The sequence below is a fragment of the Bradyrhizobium sp. SZCCT0231 genome (assembly GCF_018130245.1).
Classification (GTDB): domain Bacteria; phylum Pseudomonadota; class Alphaproteobacteria; order Rhizobiales; family Xanthobacteraceae; genus Bradyrhizobium; species Bradyrhizobium japonicum_F.
Window position 1 is genome coordinate 47,262 of record NZ_JAFCKP010000025.1, and the last position, 15,278, is coordinate 62,539.

Here is a 15,278-nt window from a genome sequence, read left to right on the forward strand (position 1 = left end):
ATGATGGCACCGAAGGATATCATCGACACGCTTGCCGGCATCGAGCCGGGCTCCACCCTGGACGCCATCCGCGCGCGCCGCCTGCAGGCGCGCGAGAACGCGCAGAAGAGCTATCTCTCGCTGTTCGAGCCGATCGACGCGAGCGATTTTTCGCTTGCCGAACGCGCCGCGGTCGCGGCCTTCGTGACCGGGCTCCATGGCGAGTCCCCCGTCGCCGCCTTCTATCGCGAGAAGCTCGCGGCGAACGCGGATGGAGCGGCGCTGGTCGAGCCGATCAAGTCAGAGATCGCGCGCGGCACGACGTCGGGTCCCTATGGCGCCTTTCCGGCCGGCCCGCTGTCGGTCGAGAACAAGGCCGGGCCGATCTATCGCGTGAGCACAGAGGGGAAGTCCGCCTTCGGCCCCAGGCTGGTCGCAGCACTGGAGCACGCGCATCTCCTGGTGTTCCGCCCGCGCGATGCCGCATCCGCCGATATGAAGGCGCTGCTGGCCGCCGGCTGGTCGACCACCGGCATCGTCACGTTCTCCCAGCTCGTTGCGTTCCTGTCGTTCCAGGTGCGCGTCGTCAGCGGCTTGCGCACGCTCGCAGCGGCAAGCGTGTAGGAGGTTGCATCATGAGTACCGTCAATCCGCCCGTCGTCTTCACCCAGGACGAGCTAGGCTGGGTCTCGTGGATCGCCCCGCTGCCCGAGGCTGAGCTGACCGAGCGGCACTTCGCCGGCCTTGTCGATCGTGCCCGCGCCAAGTCGGAATATTTCCGCCTGCTGGTGCGCGACCCTGAGGTGCTGGAAGCCCGCACCAAGACCGACAAGGACATCTTCTACAACGTGGCCGACGGCCTGCCGCGCGCCGAGCGCGAGCTCGCAGCGGCAGCAACCTCGCGTTACAACGGCTGCATCTATTGCGCCTCCGTGCATGCGCGCTTTGCCAGCACCTATTCCAAGCGCCGAGACGACGTGCAGCGCCTGCTCGACGAGGGCGTCGGGGCCGATCTCGGCGAGCGCTGGAACGCCGTGGTCAAGGCCTCGGTGGCGCTGGCCGCAACGCCAATCGCGTTCGGTCCTGACAATATCGCGGAGCTGCGCCGCGCCGGTCTCGACGATGCCGAGATCGTCGACGTCATCAACGGCGCCTCGTTCTTCAACTGGGCGAACCGGCTGATGCTGTCGCTCGGCGAGCCCGCGAAATAGGCAATCTCACCGGCACAAGAATTGCTGCTTGTCTCAACATTGAATGGACGGAGCCGTGCATGAGCAACATCGATCGCCGTACCCTGGTCAGGGGCTCTCTCGCCACCATGGTGGCCGGAGCGGCCTTCTCGCGCGCCGCGCTGGCGCAGTCCTCTGAGCCGATCCTGCTCGGCGTCAGCGGCCCCCTCACGGGACCGAACGCCCAATATGGCGCGCAGTGGAAACAGGGCTTTGATCTCGCGCTCGACGAGATTCACGCCGCCGGCGGCATCAACGGCCGCAAGCTTGCCTACCAGTTCGAGGACAGCCAGAGCGATCCGCGCCAGTCGGTGGCGATTGCCCAGAAATTCGTCTCCGATCCCCGCATCGTCCTGGAGCTCGGTGATTTCTCGAGTCCCGCCTCGATGGCGGCCTCCCCGATCTATCAGCGCGGCGGCCTGGTGCAGTTCGGCTTCACCAATTCGCACCCTGACTTCACCAAGGGCGGCGACTTCATGTGGAGCACGTCGGTGAGCCAGGCCGACGAGCAGCCGTTGCTGGCGTCCTATGCCGTGAGGCGGCTCGGCCTGAAGAAGCTTGCGGTGCTGCACCTCAACACCGATTGGGGCCGCACCAGCCGCGATCATTTTGTCAAGGCGGCCAAGGAATACGGTGCGGAGGTCGCGGTCACCGAGGGCTACATCGCGGAGGAGCGCGACTTCCGCTCCACGCTCGTGCGCGTGCGCGACGCCAATCCCGACGGGCTGATCCTGATCTCCTATTATTCCGACGGCGCGCTGATTGCCCGCCAGGCGCGCCAGGTCGGCCTGAAGCAGACCATCTGCGCGGCAAGCTCGGTGTACTCGCCGAAATTCCTGGAGCTCGGCGGCGAGGCGGTCGAGGACGTCCATCTCGGCACGCGTTATTTCCCCCAGGATCCCAGGCCCGAGGTCAAGAAATTCATTGCGGGCTTCAAGGCCAAGTACAACGGGCAGGAGCCCGACGCCTTCAACGCCTATTCCTATGACGCGGTGCACATGGCGGCCGCCGTGGTCAAGATCGGCGGCACCGACCGCCGCGCCATCCGCGACGCCTTTGCCAAGGTGAAGGACGTCTCCAGCGTCATCTTCGGCCAGGCGACGTTCGACGTCGAGAGCCGCCGCGTCAAGGGAGCCATGAACGCCGAACTCGTCGTGCGCAAGGGCCAGTTCGCGCTCTGGGACGGCAAGCCGACCTGATCTGATGGCCGGATCATGCGCAAACAAACCAAGGCGCGATGATCTCATCGCGCTTTATCGCTCCGGCCGCTCTTCTCTCTACGCGGGGATCATCGCTTGTCTTCCTGGCTCGACTACACGATCAACGGGCTGATCGTCGGTAATGTCTACGCCCTCGTCGCGGTCGGGCTCGCGCTGATCTTCGGCGTCAGCCGGCTGATCAACTTCGCGCAAGGCTCGATCTATCTGGTCGGCGCCTATATCGGCTGGGTTGCGGTGGTGCAGCTGCATACGCCGCTGCCGCTCACGATCATCGTCGTGGCGGCGGCCGCGGCGGCGGTCGGCTTGATCATCGAGCGGTTCGGCCTGCGGCCGCTGCAGAACTCGGTGCGCATCGCGCCGCTGCTCGCGACGATCGGCATCAGCTTCGTGCTCGATCAATTGGTGATGCTGACCTTCTCGCCCAATCCGCGCGCGCTGCCGAGCCAACTGCCTGATGTTCGCTTCCAGCTCGGCGGCGGCACGATCGGGCCGCTTGATCTGCTCATCGCCGGCGTCGGCATCACCAGCGCGCTGCTGCTGTTCGTGTTCCTGCGCTACAGCAAGCTCGGCTGGGCGGTGCGCGCGGCGTCGCAGGACCGCGACGCTGCGATGCAGATGGGTGTCGACGTCAACCGCGTCAACCAGGCCGTGTTCGGCATCGCGGCGGCGCTCGGCGGCGTCTCCGGCATGCTGGTCGGCATGTACTACAACCAGATCGACACCGCGATGAGCCTTCAGGCGACGCTGAAGGGCGTCGTCGCGGAAGTCGTCGGCGGCGCCGGCAACGTGCCCGGTGCGGTCATCGGCAGCCTGCTGCTGGGACTGGTCGAGAGCTACGGCGTCGCCGTGTTCGGCACCAGCTATCGCAATCTGTTCGCATTCCTGCTTCTCGTTGTCGTGCTCGTGCTGCGGCCGAACGGCTTGTTCGTCAGCGCCCGGCAGGCGCCGCCCGAGCCGCTCACCGGCACCTTCATCGCGCCGAGCCGCCCGGTGCGCATTCCGCGCTGGGCCTTGGCCGTCGCTGCCGCTGGCTTCGCGGTCCTGCCGTTCTTCCCGGTGTCCTTCTACGTGCTCCAGACCCTGATCAACGCCTGGCTGCTCGGCATGCTCGCGCTCAGCCTGACGCTGGTCGCGGGCACGATCGGGCAGGTCTCGCTTGGGCACGCCGCGCTGCTCGCGATCGGCGCCTATACCTCCGCGCTGCTGTCGCTGACATCGGCCGTTCCGGTCGGCCTCGCCATCATCGGTGGCGGCCTGATGAGCGCTGCGCTCGGTACGCTCCTGATCTCGCCCTCCTTCCGCCTGCGCGGGCATTATGTGTCGATCGCGACCCTCGCGATCGGCGAGATCGTGTCGCTGGTGATCCTGAACTGGGAGAGCGTCACGCGCGGCCCGATCGGCATCTCCGGCATCCCGCCGCTGTCGCTGTTCGGCTACGACCTGATCAGCCCGTCCTCGGTCTACTGGTTCAGCCTTGCGGTGATGCTCGTGCTGGCGCTGCTCCAGGGGCGGCTGCTCACTTCGCATCTCGGGCGCAGCTTCCGCGCCATCCGCGACGACGACATCGCCGCGCGCGCCTATGGCCTCAGCCTGAACCGCTACAAGTCGCTGGCCTTCATCTTCGGCGGCTTCGCCGCCGGCGTCAGCGGCGGCATCGCCGCGCATCTCTACTCCTACATCAACCACGAGACCTTCAACACGCAGCAATCCATCCTGGCGCTGACCGTCGTCATCCTCGGCGGCCTCGGCAACGTCGTCGGCGCGATTGTCGGATCTGTCGCGCTGGTCGGCCTGCCCGAAGTCTTCAGGATCGCGGCTGAGTATCGTATCCTGATCTACGGCATCGTGCTGCTGCTCCTCGTGCGATTCAGGCCTCAGGGCCTGTTGGGGACGATCTGATGGCGGAGCGGCACAATCCCATGCTGTCCCTGCGCGGGCTGACGCGCCGTTTCGGCGGCCTCACCGCGGTCGATGCCATCGACCTCGACCTCGCCAAGGGCGAGCTCATCAGCATCATCGGACCGAACGGCGCCGGCAAGACGACGCTGTTCAACCTGGTCACCGGACTGGACCGGCCCGACGCCGGCACTGTCAGCTTCGAAGGTCAGGACATCACCGGCCTGTCGCCGGAGCGGCTCGCGGCCGAAGGCATCGCGCGCACCTTCCAGCTCGGCCGCGTCTTCGGCAATCTCAGCGTCATGGACAACGTCCTGATCGGCGCCCACACGCGGCTGCGCGCGGTGAGGCCGGCCGTGCCGGTGATCGGCCCGCTCTTGGAGCTTGGCCTGGCCCTGCTGCGTCCTGCGCGTGTCAAGGACGAGGAGGAGCGGCTGCGGGAAGAAGTGAAAGCGATCCTCGCCCGCTTCGGCGAGCGGCTGCTGCCGCGCATCGACCAGCCGGCCTATAGCCTGTCCTACGCCAACCGCCGCCGGGTCGAGATCGCCCGCGCTCTGGCGCTGAGGCCGCGCCTCTTGCTGCTGGACGAGCCGACCGCCGGCATGAACCCGACCGAGACTGCGGAGATGCAGGCGCTCGTCGCCGAGCTGAAAGCCGAAGGGCTGACCATCCTCCTGATCGAGCACAAGCTGGAAATGGTGATGCGCCTGTCCGACCGCGTCATCGTCATGGACGAGGGCAAGAAGATCGCGGAAGGTCCGGGCGAACAGGTGCGAACCGATCCCAAGGTGATCGAGGCCTATCTCGGCCACGGCCTGTCGGGTGTGACGGAGCAGGAGAGCGCGGCATGACGAGCGCACCCGAACCGCTGCTGGCGCTGTCGAACGTCAACACCTTCTACGGCCAGGCCCAGGTGCATTTCGACCTGTCGATCACGGTCGCGCGCGGCCACATCGTCTGCCTGCTCGGCGGCAATGCCAGCGGCAAGTCGACGACGATGAAGATCATTTTGGGTCTGGTGAAGCCGCGTTCGGGCGAGGTGACGTTTGACGGCGCCTCGCTGATCGGCCTCTCCACGCCGCAGATCGTCCGCCGCGGCATCGCCTCGGTGCCGGAGGCGCGGCGGCTGTTCGCGGACATGAGCGTGCGCGAAAACATCCTGATGGGCGCTTTCGTGCGCAACGACCGCGATGCCGTGGCCCGGGATCTCGAGAGGATGCTGACGCTGTTTCCGAAGCTTGGCCAGCGGCTGTCGCAGCGCGCAGGCTCCCTGTCCGGTGGCGAGCAGCAGATGGTGGCGATGGCGCGTGCGCTGATGAGCCGGCCCCGCATGATCGTGATGGACGAGCCGACCATGGGCCTGTCGCCGCTCTATGTCGATCGCGTGCTGGAGCTGATCCGCACCATCAATCAGGCAGGCGTGTCGGTGTTCATGGTCGAGCAGAACGCCAGCCTCGCGCTCGAGATCGCGCATGAAGCCTATGTGCTCCAGACCGGCAGGATCGTGCTCTCCGGCCCGGCGCGGACCTTGAAGGACGATTCCCGCGTCCGCGACGCCTATTTGGGTGGTTCCGAGGCGGCGTAGCTCTGCGCAAGACTCGTCTGGACTGCCTGGAATTGCACTGGTCAGTATGACCATCCTGTGAAAATATCATACCGGTGGCGCGACGGGGCGTGCAACGGACGGAATGGTTGTCGTGACGAGATGGTCTTTGCGGGCGGTCGAGCCCGGGGTGGCGTTGCTGTTCGGCGGGCTCGTCGCCGCCAATGTTGCCGCGTGGGCCTGGGCCTTCGCGCTGTTCGGCGACCGGCCGACGGTGATGGCGACGGCGGGGCTCGCCTGGGTGTTCGGTCTGCGTCACGCCGTCGATGCCGACCACATCGCCGCCATCGACAACGTCGTGCGCAAGCTGATGCAGGCGGGCAGCGCACCGCGCAGCGTCGGGCTCTATTTCGCGCTCGGCCATTCCACCGTGGTCGTGGTTGCAACCATGCTGCTGGCGCTCGGTGTGGTCAGCCTTGGCGGCGACAGCCTGCTCAAGGAGATCGGCGGCTTCGTCGGCACATCGGTGTCGGCACTGTTTCTGCTGGCGATCGCGGCCATCAACCTCGCCATCTTCGCCGGCCTGTGGCGGACCTTTCGTTCGGCGCGGGAGCAGGGCGTCCACGATGCTGCGCAGCTTGACGCGCTGCTTGCCAGCCGCGGCGTCCTCGCGCGCCTGATCGGTCCGATGTTCCGCCTGGTGACGAAGCCGTGGCACATGTATCCGCTTGGATTCCTGTTCGGGCTTGGCTTCGACACCGCAACGGAGATCAGCCTGCTCAGCATCTCCGCCGGCGAAGCCGCGCGCGGCGCCTCGCTCGCCGATGTCCTGGTCTTTCCCGCGCTATTTGCGTCAGGCATGGCGCTGGTCGACACCGCCGATTCCGCGCTGATGGTCAGCGCCTATCGCTGGGCCTTCGTCGATCCCCTGCGGAAGCTCTGGTACAATCTCACGATCACGGGCGCTTCGGTCGCGGTCGCGCTGTTCATCGGGGGCGTCGAGGCGTTCGGCCTGATCGCGGATCGGCTCGGCCTCTCCGGCGGCATGTGGACGCTGGTCGAGGGCCTCAATGAGTCGCTTGCCAATGTCGGCTTCGTGGTGATCGCGCTGTTCGCGCTGGCCTGGCTCGTCTCAGTCCTGCTCTATCGCCGCATGTTTGCGGACGAGGCGCGTCGTTCGTCCGATGCGGCCCGCGGATTCGGTGCGACCGAGGCGGCGTGAGGATGAGACGCCTCTGAATCCGCAGCTCAGAGCGAAGCCGCGCTCGCGACCTGCTCCAGCGGCAAATCATCGCCATTGGGATCGCCTGGCGCCGTGGCCCAGGCCAGCTCCACCAGCGTCACGATGCGGCGTCCGCCGCCGTCGAGCTGACAGACGATCAGGCCCTGCTCCTCCATATAGCTGAGCAGCCGCTGCGCGCGGCGCAGCGAATGCGAGCCATAGGCGCGGGCGATCGCGGCATCGCCTGGGCACGGCCAGCCTTCTTTCGCCGCGCGCGCGATCATCATGAACACGCCCTGCATGTCGTCGGGCAGGATCGAGGCGCGCAGCGAGACGTCCTGCCAGGCGTCGTCATCGGCGAGATCAGTGCCGAGCCCGGCGCGCGCATGCGTCAGCATGCGGCGGAATTCGTTGAGATCGGGCACCGCCGCGCCGAGCCCCTCGATGCGGCAGCGGACCACGAATTCCTGATAGAGAACGCCGATGGCGCGGAAGCCGGCGTCGGGCTCGGCCAGCACGGCGCGCAACGTGCGGTCGACACGTTCGCGCCGCTCCGCGAGCTCTTCGGCGCTGACCGGCACCTCGACCGCCTCGGGCCGGATCTCCGGCGCGGCGGCGGCTTTCGCCGCCCGGAGCTGCTCCAGCAAATCCGGTGCGGGCCGGCGCTGCGGCCGGCTGGCATCCGGCGGCGGCGCCGCCAGGATCACGGCGCGCGCATCCTCCAGCGTCGCCTCCGGCAGCGGCATCAGCCGCGGCGTCGAATTGCGCGGGCTGGTGTCGGTCGGGCCGATGTTCAGACGCAGCGGACGGCGTGACAGCGCAGGTCCCAGCGCCATGAACTGGCCGCGCTCGAGATCGCGAAAGGCTTCCGCCTGCCGCCGCTCCATGCCGAGCAGGTCGGCGGCGCGGGCCATGTCGATATCGAGGAAGGTGCGGCCCATCAGGAAGTTGGAGGCTTCCGCTGCGACGTTCTTGGCAAGCTTCGCCAGGCGCTGGGTCGCGATGATGCCGGCAAGGCCGCGCTTGCGGCCGCGGCACATCAGATTGGTCATTGCGCCGAGCGACAGCTTGCGCGCCTCGTCCGAGACTTCGCCAGCCACGGCCGGCGCGAACAGCTGCGCTTCGTCGACGACGACGAGCATCGGATACCAATGGTTGCGGTCGACGTCGAACAGGCCGCCGAGGAACGCCGCGGCGCGCCGCATCTGGTTCTCGGCGTCGAGACCTTCGAGATTGAGCACGGTGGAGACGCGATGCAGCCGCGCGCGCTCGCCGGCGACCTGAAGGCCGCGCTCGGTGTGGTCCTCGGCCTCGATCACCAGATGGCCGAAGCGCTCGGCCAGGGTAACGAAGTCGCCTTCGGGGTCGATGATGGCCTGCTGTACCCAGGGCGCGCTCTGCTCCAGCAGCCGCCGTAGCAGGTGCGATTTGCCGGAGCCCGAATTGCCCTGCACCAGGAGGCGGGTCGCCAGCAGTTCCTCGAGGTCCATGGCGGCCGCGGCGCCTGCCGTGGTCTGCCCCATCTCGATCGCAACCGTCATGTCCCCGACTCAAGTCCCCATCATTGGCGGACAGGGGCTTATCAATCCCGCCGCAGCGCGTCGAGCGGCCCAGGACGAATCGTGCCGTGTTGCCCACGGCGGCGTTCAGGCGTGATTCGATTGCCGCAGAAGTGCGGGCCGATAGGGGGCTTGCGGATCGTCGTCCTCGCTCTCCGGGATCGCGCAGGAGCCGAATTCCTGCCTGATCCGCTCGATCTCGGCGATTCGCTCGTGCAACCGCTGCAGATGCTCCGGCGACGTCGCCTTCCAGAATCGGAACGTGTCGGCCGTGAGCGGCAGGAACGCGGTGCCTGATAGCGTCGGCTCGGGAACGACGGTGCGTCCAAGCAGCAGGAAGCGCTCAGTGCCGGAGACGACGAGGGTGGCATAGCCCCGGTTTCCGATCCGCCTGATGCCGTTCAGCGACCATTCGGCGAGCTTGCTGAAATACGGCTCCTCGCGCCAGCGCTCCGGGCAATCATCGTCGACGGTGACATTGACGGCGTCCTGGCTGAAATGCACCACGAGGCCGGCTTTCTCGGGAAACCAGTCGTCATCGAGATGGCCCTGCAGCCAGGCGCAGGTGAACGATCGGCACATCTGCGGGCGGCGGTCGTAAATGGTGCATCCGGTCCCTTTCTGCCAATGCCGGCACAGCTGGTTCACCGGCTTGTCGACGGCGGCCACTTCGAGGATATCGCAGCAGGCGTTGCACGATCCGCACTGCCGGGCGGGACGCGCGGCCTTCGGCAGGCCGGTCGCGCGAAAGCCCTGGCCGTCACGGACCAGCAGCTTCTGCTTCTCCAGCGCGGTCAGCGCACGTTCGATCTTGAGGCGGGATAGTCCGGTGGCGTCGATCACGCCCTTCATCGTCGTCGCGCCTGCCTCCACTGCGCGGACGACGCTCAGCATCGTCTGATCCATTTTGTTGTTCTTGTTCTCTCAGCCGTGCAATTGCGATCACACCGGACAACGGACCGGCAAACAGGTCTCAGAAACCTGATTTGGAAAGATATGGTGCTCATCTCTTTGTGGCTGGGCAAGAAGCCGAGCCCGTCCTGCGCGCATGCAACGTTTGCGCGAATGAAGGACCTGCACGTGAAGGAGCTCATTTCGCGCCGGAATCGGCCTGCTTTGCCCGCGAAGCGCCGGGATATGACGAGCGGCATGCGGTCGTCTCACGCAGTCGTGACATCAGTGCTTCGCGCGCGAGCACGATCTGAGGGCGACCCGATCGCGTGACTTGAGGACTATCGTTGAGTTTGCGCCACACTGGGAACAGTGCTGCGCCGGACCAGGTGAGCGGCGGTGCAGAGAGGCGATCCCACGCCGCTGCACGGAATGACGCAGATCAAGATCGGTGCGCGCGAGACCTGCTATCCAACCGTATGACTTTTCTGACCTTCTTCACGGCGACCTATTTCCTGCTGGCGGTGCCGGGGCCGACCAACACCTTGCTCGCGACATCAGGCGCAGGGGCTGGCATCTCGCGCTCCCTTCGTCTGCTCGCGGCGGAACTGTGCGGCTATCTGCTGGCGATCGCAGTGCTGCGGCTGGCGCTTGGTCCCGTTATCAGCGACATCCCGATTGCGGCAGTCATGCTCCGCGTCGCTGTGACCATCTACATCCTTTGCCTCGCCGTCATGCTCTGGCGCGTCAACACACGCGAGCTGCGCGGGGGTGCTGCGGTGACATTCGGTCAGGTGCTGCTGACGACCCTGTTGAACCCGAAAGCGCTGGTCTTCGCTTTCCTGCTTCTGCCGGCTGGGGCCGGGCCGCTTGAACTGTTGCCCTGGCTCGGCGTGGTCGCACTTCAGATTTTTACCGCCGGCGGTGCGTGGATCATTCTGGGCGCAACGCTCGGCCGCGGCGCCCGCCGCCTCGGTCATCCCGACCTGATCGCGCGCACCGGCGCGGTCACGCTGGTCGCCGTGACCGGCCTGATCTGGCTCCAATCGTTCCTGATCGCCTGAGCGCCGACGTCGCTGGAAACGGCGCGCTACTGCGCGCCGGATCCGCCCTGCACGATCTTCTCGTTCAGCTTCTGGTCCACGGTGTCGACGGTGCGGTCGATCTCGGCGTTGGGCACGCCGAGCTGGTGCGAGATCAGCTTCACCAGGAGGTCGACGCGCTCGATGAAGGGCGCGCCGCTCGCGACCGCGCGCGCCGCCGAAGACGGCTTGAGCAGACTCTCGGCGGCCTTGGCATATTTCGCGAACGGCACCTGGTCCTGCGGTTCGGCGCCGAGCCGGCGAGCGATCGCGTCGACATGGTCGTAGATCGTCTGCGAGCGCTTGAGATCGCCATGCACGGCGTCGCGGATCGACTGTGGCTCATTGGGCGTGATGCAGCGGTAATTGCCGGTGAGCAACATCGACCATTTCGCCAGCGGCACGAACAATGAGTTGAACACTTTCAGCTTCACCGGCACGTCGTGGCCGTCGAGCGTCACCGCGTCGATGTCGGCCTCTAACTCGCGCAGCAGCTTGTTGTGCTTCTCGTCGGCAAAGACCGATGCCTTGAAATTGGTGGGAAGGCCGACGTGAAGCACGTTGGCGGCCTCTTCCGGCGGACGGAATGCCTGCGGATCGGGCGAGCACAGCGTCACCAGCCCCGGCTCGAACCGCTCCCACACCTGCGCATTGGTGTAGGCCTCCTCGAGATCCATGTCCGCGAGCGCCGGAATCCGCTTCAGATAGGGCAGCGGCGGCATGTTCATGATCGAAAGGCACGGCAGCTTCGCCGCGGCGATCTTGATCATGAGAACGCGTACCGTGTGATTGGTGTATTGCGGCTCCTGCATCGCAAGGCCGACCAGATCGTAACGGGAGAGGTCGACATTGGCGGGCGTCACCGCATCGAGCTTGCCGGGCAGGTCGCGTGAGAAAATGCCCCGATGCACCGGCTCGTCACGCAACTTGATGCGCACCTCGGTACCGTCGCGATTGATCAGCTCTGCGGTCTTGGCGCGGCAGACCAGGGTCACGTTGTGCCCGGCCATCAGCAGCTTCGTGCCCAGCAGCGAGCCGTAAGAAGCTCCGAGAATCAATATGTTGCGGGCCATGCTCCGTCCCTTGGAATGTGATGTGATTTTTTGCGCCTCGGCCGTCGTCCGAGGGGCATTTGCCGGCATGTAAAGCGAAGTGGCCGGCAATGGCAACTGGGATAATGCATACAAGATGCAGAAGGCGATCCCGGTCGTGCCGTGGCGACCGAAATGTGACGGATCCCGTCCGACCAGGGGCCTGCAGATCCGTTCGTTGGCCTGAAACAAGCCATTTCCCGAAGTCCAGAATGCAAGTCTCATCCGGCTCGTCAGGGAGAGGCGATCGTACACCGCCAAGCGGTGCGCGAATGAGCTGAGCGGGGAGTCGTCTCGTCGATGAAACGGCAATCGACCGCATCATCCATTGCGGCGGTGATTGGCGGCGCGCCGGATGCGCCATAAGACGTTCATGAGAGGCCGATACTGCTCATGCCTCTTCTGTCATCGAATGGCAGCCAATTTTTAGTCGTCAGCCGCAACAAAAAACTGCAAACGCAGGACGGTAAAAATGGCAAAGTGGCGTGGGGCCATAACTGTATGTCAGCAATGGAGCTGAGGCGTGACGATTGAGTTGGAGCCGGCGTGCAACTTGTTTTGAGACCGGCTGATGGGGGCGACACACCGTGTGGTCCAGTGCCCTTGACTGCGCGAAGCGAAGACGAAACGAACATCGGATGGGGTCTCGCTGCGTCAAATGCGCGATCCCGCGCGGGGCATGGTGTCGTGTCACTGCGCGGAATCGCAGCGAAACAGATCGACGAGGCGGATAGCATCAGCAGATGCAAGCGCAATGGACGCGATCAGGCGTGCCTGCCTTCGCATCGAGCAGGCGTGCACGGCGCTGCGCAGAAGCCGGCAGTTCTGGACGCAAGTCCGGGCAACCGTTGACGGCGCCGTTCGGGGGACTGACATGGAAGGTGATCATTGGCCTCACCGCTCGTGCGACGGCGCCGGTCGAAACCTGGCACGCTTGCGGGATCGCGCATCGCAATTTTTCGAAAGCCTGTCTGTCGCAGAGCTTGCGCGTGAGACGCACCGGCATCTGTGGATTTCAGATTGGTTGAGGGTCGCAGACGACTACCGGACATTGGCCGAAGCTGCGCGCGAAACGCGTTCCTCTCCGATTGCCGGGGAAGCGTGGCTATGTTCGTTGACGGCCCTTGAAGTCGTCAGAAGTCTGTCTTGTCCGGGAGACGCCGAGAGCGCCGTCCTCGCAGACGAGGTCGGCACCAGCCTGAGACGCCTCGAGACCGAGGCTGGTCTGGCGATCGAGCGCGTCAGGATCGACTGCTTCGACCAAGGCGCTCTGGCTGGCTTCTTTCTGCCGGCGCTTCGTCGCGGGTCTGCCGCGCCGGCGGTGATCTGCGTCGGTGACGACGACGCCACTTTGGGCTCGATGATGAGCAGGCTGTTGCCAGCCGCGCTCTGCGGGGCCATGTCGCTGCTGCTCGTTGATGCCGGCAATTCTAGCGTTGATCGCTCCTTCAAGCCGGAGCACAGGCTTCAGCTCTGGTTGGACTATCTGGAAGCTCGCCCCGATGTCGACCCGCGGCGGATCGGAATCTACGGCGAAGGGGCCGGCGCCTCTCATGCCTCCCGCCTCGCGCTCTCGGATCGCAGGATCGCGGCGGCCGTGTGCGACGGCGGGCTTGCGACCACCGTCATGTGTCAGGCGTCACTTCGCTTGATGACCGGCTTCGGGCCGGCCGTTCCTGACCGGGTCTCGAGCGAGGCAATGCTCCCGCAGCGTCGCGTCCCGTGCCCGCTGCTCATGGTCGTCGGGAGCCGCTCCATGATGTGGGAGCAGGATGCCCTCGAGCTGCAAGCCGGCTATCGGCAGATTGGGGCTGATTGCACGGTCGTGGTGCCCAACAACGTCCCGCACCCGCTCGGCGAGGTCGAGAATTTCATCGCGGTTGACGACTTCATTTTCGAATGGCTCGACAGCAAGCTTGGAACTGCCCGTCAGCTTGATCCAGTGACCCGCCTCTAGCTTGGCCGGCGGGCACCGGAGGACCTGGCGCGACGACCACGGCGCCGGCCCGGTGCCCATTGTGCGCCCGGCATCAGCGGATCAGGACGCGTCGATAGCCAGCAATCGCGCAGCCAGCCGGGCGTTCTTGGCGATGGTTGCGAGCGAAGCGTTCAATTCAGCCAAGGTCTTCTCGTCGAGATCGTTGAACATCGTCGAATTCAAGGCGAGCTTTCTCTTCGACAATTTTTCGATCTCCGTCGTCGCCTTCGTCGTGAGCGACATCAGGACGAAGCGGGCATCGTCCGCAGCCGGTCGCCGCGACAGAAGGCCGCCCTTTTCGAGGGTCTTGGTCTGGTTGGTCACGAAGGCCGGGTGGACCCGCAGCTTGTTGGCGATGTCGATGCCGGCGACGCCGCGCCCCTCGTCCAGTTCAGTGATCGCCATCAGGATCAGCCATTGCGGCTGGGTAATGCCCAGCAGTCCGGCCCAGCTGGTGTGAATGTCCTCCAGCTGAGCGTGAATTTCGACGACGTTCCAGATGAAGTCTGTAATCGCCCGGTCGAGCTTCCTCTCGATCATATGGCCTTCTCCCCTTGATCATTTTTCTTTTTGTCTTTGATCGGCCTTTTACCGGGATATTGGGAAGCCGTCTCGCATATCGTACGCGGAAAACCTCATTGGGGAAATCGTGTCGCCACTTAACGCTTGCAGAAATAAATTGATTAAGTTACGTCTCCGGCACTCAGAATTTGCTGCTCTTGACCAGCGTCAACGGACAGCGATGTGAGACCTCCAAGAAAGCCCTCGGGATGCCCCCTGAGGGCTTTCTCTTTTATTTCAATCGGTTATGTCGCGTCCTGCATTCCGCTGTTGCTCGTAGGCAACACCCCCTTCCGAACTTTCGCTTCACCAAATCAATGAATTGAGGCGATTGTTTTTATAAACTATACGTGAACCCACGACGGAGGGGGGGCACCTCACTGTCGTTTCAGTCCGGACCTTCAGTGCGGATCTGAATTGAACGGAAATTATGAGGGTGAAGCGGTGTCCTCCGAGGAAGCCGAGCCCCCTGAATCGACCTGGAGGTTTACCTAATGAAGTTGACGAAGACGCTTTTGCTCGGTTCGGCTGCCGGCCTGATGGCCGCCTCCGGGGCGTTCGCTGCCGATCTGCCCGTGAAGGCCAAGGCCGTCGAATACGTGAAGATCTGCTCGCTGTACGGCGCCGGCTTCTATTACATCCCGGGCACCGACACCTGCATCAAGCTGGGTGGTTACCTGCGCGCCGAAGTCGCGTTCAACACCAACAGCCACTACGGCATCTCGAATGGCGCTCCGGCCGGTGCGCACAATCGCCTGAGCAACCAATATTCGATGCGCGCTCGTGAAGACCTCAACATCGACACGCGCACCGCCACCGAATACGGCGTCGTCCGCACCTTCTTCGATGCGACGTTCACCTGGACCACCGGTGGCTACGTCGGCACGGGCTCCGCTACGGGCACGACTGGCTACACGGCCACGACGGCTGGCACCACCACCATCAACTCCACGGACGGCGGTACCTCGGGCGGTTCGCTCGGCGTCTACTATGCCTTCATCCAGTTCGCCGGCTTCACCATGGGTAA

The 15,278-nt window shown here is 65.0% G+C and carries 14 protein-coding genes; 10 read left to right on the forward strand and 4 right to left on the reverse strand.

Annotation, left to right across the window (positions count from 1 at the left end; genetic code table 11):
* Positions 1-3: 3 nt before the first annotated feature.
* From JQ566_RS32340 to JQ566_RS32370, 7 genes are all read left to right on the forward strand, one after another.
* Positions 4-603 carry a CMD domain protein gene (locus tag JQ566_RS32340; protein ID WP_212379969.1) on the forward strand — a complete coding sequence of 200 codons (600 nt, stop codon included), beginning with the start codon at positions 4-6 and terminating at the stop codon, positions 601-603.
* 11 nt (positions 604-614) lie between these two features.
* Entirely contained in the window at positions 615-1,190 is a 576-nt protein-coding gene (locus tag JQ566_RS32345; protein ID WP_212379952.1) for an alkylhydroperoxidase domain protein, read from the forward strand.
* Positions 1,191-1,249: 59 nt separating this feature from the next.
* Positions 1,250-2,407 carry an ABC transporter substrate-binding protein gene (locus JQ566_RS32350; protein ID WP_212379953.1) on the forward strand — a complete coding sequence of 386 codons (1,158 nt, stop codon included), beginning with the start codon at positions 1,250-1,252 and terminating at the stop codon, positions 2,405-2,407.
* Positions 2,408-2,503: 96 nt separating this feature from the next.
* Positions 2,504-4,327 carry an ABC transporter permease gene (locus tag JQ566_RS32355; RefSeq protein ID WP_212379954.1) on the forward strand — a complete coding sequence of 608 codons (1,824 nt, stop codon included), beginning with the start codon at positions 2,504-2,506 and terminating at the stop codon, positions 4,325-4,327.
* Positions 4,327-5,175 carry an ABC transporter ATP-binding protein gene (locus JQ566_RS32360; RefSeq protein WP_212379955.1) on the forward strand — a complete coding sequence of 283 codons (849 nt, stop codon included), beginning with the start codon at positions 4,327-4,329 and terminating at the stop codon, positions 5,173-5,175. The genes JQ566_RS32355 and JQ566_RS32360 overlap by 1 nt, the downstream gene beginning before the upstream one ends.
* Positions 5,172-5,909, forward strand: a complete 738-nt coding sequence (locus tag JQ566_RS32365; protein ID WP_212379956.1) for an ABC transporter ATP-binding protein — start codon at positions 5,172-5,174, stop codon at positions 5,907-5,909. Before JQ566_RS32360 ends, JQ566_RS32365 begins: the two co-directional genes overlap by 4 nt.
* Positions 5,910-6,012: 103 nt before the next feature.
* Entirely contained in the window at positions 6,013-7,089 is a 1,077-nt protein-coding gene (locus JQ566_RS32370; protein WP_212379957.1) for a HoxN/HupN/NixA family nickel/cobalt transporter, read from the forward strand.
* A gap of 26 nt (positions 7,090-7,115) precedes the next feature.
* On the opposite strand, the gene JQ566_RS32375 is transcribed toward JQ566_RS32370, so the two are convergent.
* Positions 7,116-8,630, reverse strand: coding sequence for a helicase HerA domain-containing protein (locus JQ566_RS32375; protein WP_212379958.1), 1,515 nt, complete (start codon positions 8,628-8,630; stop codon positions 7,116-7,118).
* 105 nt (positions 8,631-8,735) lie between these two features.
* Positions 8,736-9,554, reverse strand: coding sequence for a YkgJ family cysteine cluster protein (locus JQ566_RS32380; RefSeq protein ID WP_212379959.1), 819 nt, complete (start codon positions 9,552-9,554; stop codon positions 8,736-8,738).
* Positions 9,555-10,018: 464 nt separating this feature from the next.
* On the opposite strand from JQ566_RS32380, the gene JQ566_RS32385 reads away from it, so the two are divergent.
* On the forward strand, positions 10,019-10,603 hold the full coding sequence (locus JQ566_RS32385; RefSeq protein ID WP_212379960.1) for a LysE family translocator: 585 nt from the start codon (positions 10,019-10,021) through the stop codon (positions 10,601-10,603).
* A gap of 26 nt (positions 10,604-10,629) precedes the next feature.
* Here the strand turns inward: JQ566_RS32385 and JQ566_RS32390 are convergent, their stop codons facing one another.
* Positions 10,630-11,694, reverse strand: a complete 1,065-nt coding sequence (locus JQ566_RS32390) for a ketopantoate reductase family protein (RefSeq protein ID WP_212379961.1) — start codon at positions 11,692-11,694, stop codon at positions 10,630-10,632.
* Positions 11,695-12,586: 892 nt separating this feature from the next.
* On the opposite strand from JQ566_RS32390, the gene JQ566_RS32395 reads away from it, so the two are divergent.
* A complete protein-coding gene (locus tag JQ566_RS32395; RefSeq protein ID WP_212379962.1) occupies positions 12,587-13,669 on the forward strand; it encodes an alpha/beta hydrolase in 1,083 nt (360 codons plus the stop codon).
* A gap of 81 nt (positions 13,670-13,750) precedes the next feature.
* Here JQ566_RS32395 and JQ566_RS32400 read toward each other — a convergent pair whose 3' ends face one another.
* Positions 13,751-14,230 carry a MarR family winged helix-turn-helix transcriptional regulator gene (locus JQ566_RS32400; protein WP_212379963.1) on the reverse strand — a complete coding sequence of 160 codons (480 nt, stop codon included), beginning with the start codon at positions 14,228-14,230 and terminating at the stop codon, positions 13,751-13,753.
* Between the two features lie 515 nt (positions 14,231-14,745).
* Between JQ566_RS32400 and JQ566_RS32405 the strand changes: the two genes are divergently transcribed.
* The coding region (locus JQ566_RS32405) for a porin (protein ID WP_212379964.1) at positions 14,746-15,278 on the forward strand (533 nt) is incomplete at its 3' end.

Excerpts from the sequence above, each read along its gene's own strand:
- JQ566_RS32340 (WP_212379969.1), top strand. The coding sequence starts at position 4 with ATGGCACCGAAGGATATCATCGACACGCTTGCCGGCATCGAGCCGGGC.
- JQ566_RS32345 (WP_212379952.1), top strand. The coding sequence starts at position 615 with ATGAGTACCGTCAATCCGCCCGTCGTCTTCACCCAGGACGAGCTAGGC.
- JQ566_RS32350 (WP_212379953.1), top strand. The coding sequence starts at position 1,250 with ATGAGCAACATCGATCGCCGTACCCTGGTCAGGGGCTCTCTCGCCACC.
- JQ566_RS32360 (WP_212379955.1), top strand. The coding sequence starts at position 4,327 with ATGGCGGAGCGGCACAATCCCATGCTGTCCCTGCGCGGGCTGACGCGC.
- JQ566_RS32365 (WP_212379956.1), top strand. The coding sequence starts at position 5,172 with ATGACGAGCGCACCCGAACCGCTGCTGGCGCTGTCGAACGTCAACACC.
- JQ566_RS32370 (WP_212379957.1), top strand. The coding sequence starts at position 6,013 with ATGGTTGTCGTGACGAGATGGTCTTTGCGGGCGGTCGAGCCCGGGGTG.
- JQ566_RS32375 (WP_212379958.1), bottom strand. The coding sequence starts at position 8,630 with ATGACGGTTGCGATCGAGATGGGGCAGACCACGGCAGGCGCCGCGGCC.
- JQ566_RS32380 (WP_212379959.1), bottom strand. The coding sequence starts at position 9,554 with ATGGATCAGACGATGCTGAGCGTCGTCCGCGCAGTGGAGGCAGGCGCG.
- JQ566_RS32385 (WP_212379960.1), top strand. The coding sequence starts at position 10,019 with ATGACTTTTCTGACCTTCTTCACGGCGACCTATTTCCTGCTGGCGGTG.
- JQ566_RS32390 (WP_212379961.1), bottom strand. The coding sequence starts at position 11,694 with ATGGCCCGCAACATATTGATTCTCGGAGCTTCTTACGGCTCGCTGCTG.
- JQ566_RS32395 (WP_212379962.1), top strand. The coding sequence starts at position 12,587 with ATGGAAGGTGATCATTGGCCTCACCGCTCGTGCGACGGCGCCGGTCGA.
- JQ566_RS32400 (WP_212379963.1), bottom strand. The coding sequence starts at position 14,230 with ATGATCGAGAGGAAGCTCGACCGGGCGATTACAGACTTCATCTGGAAC.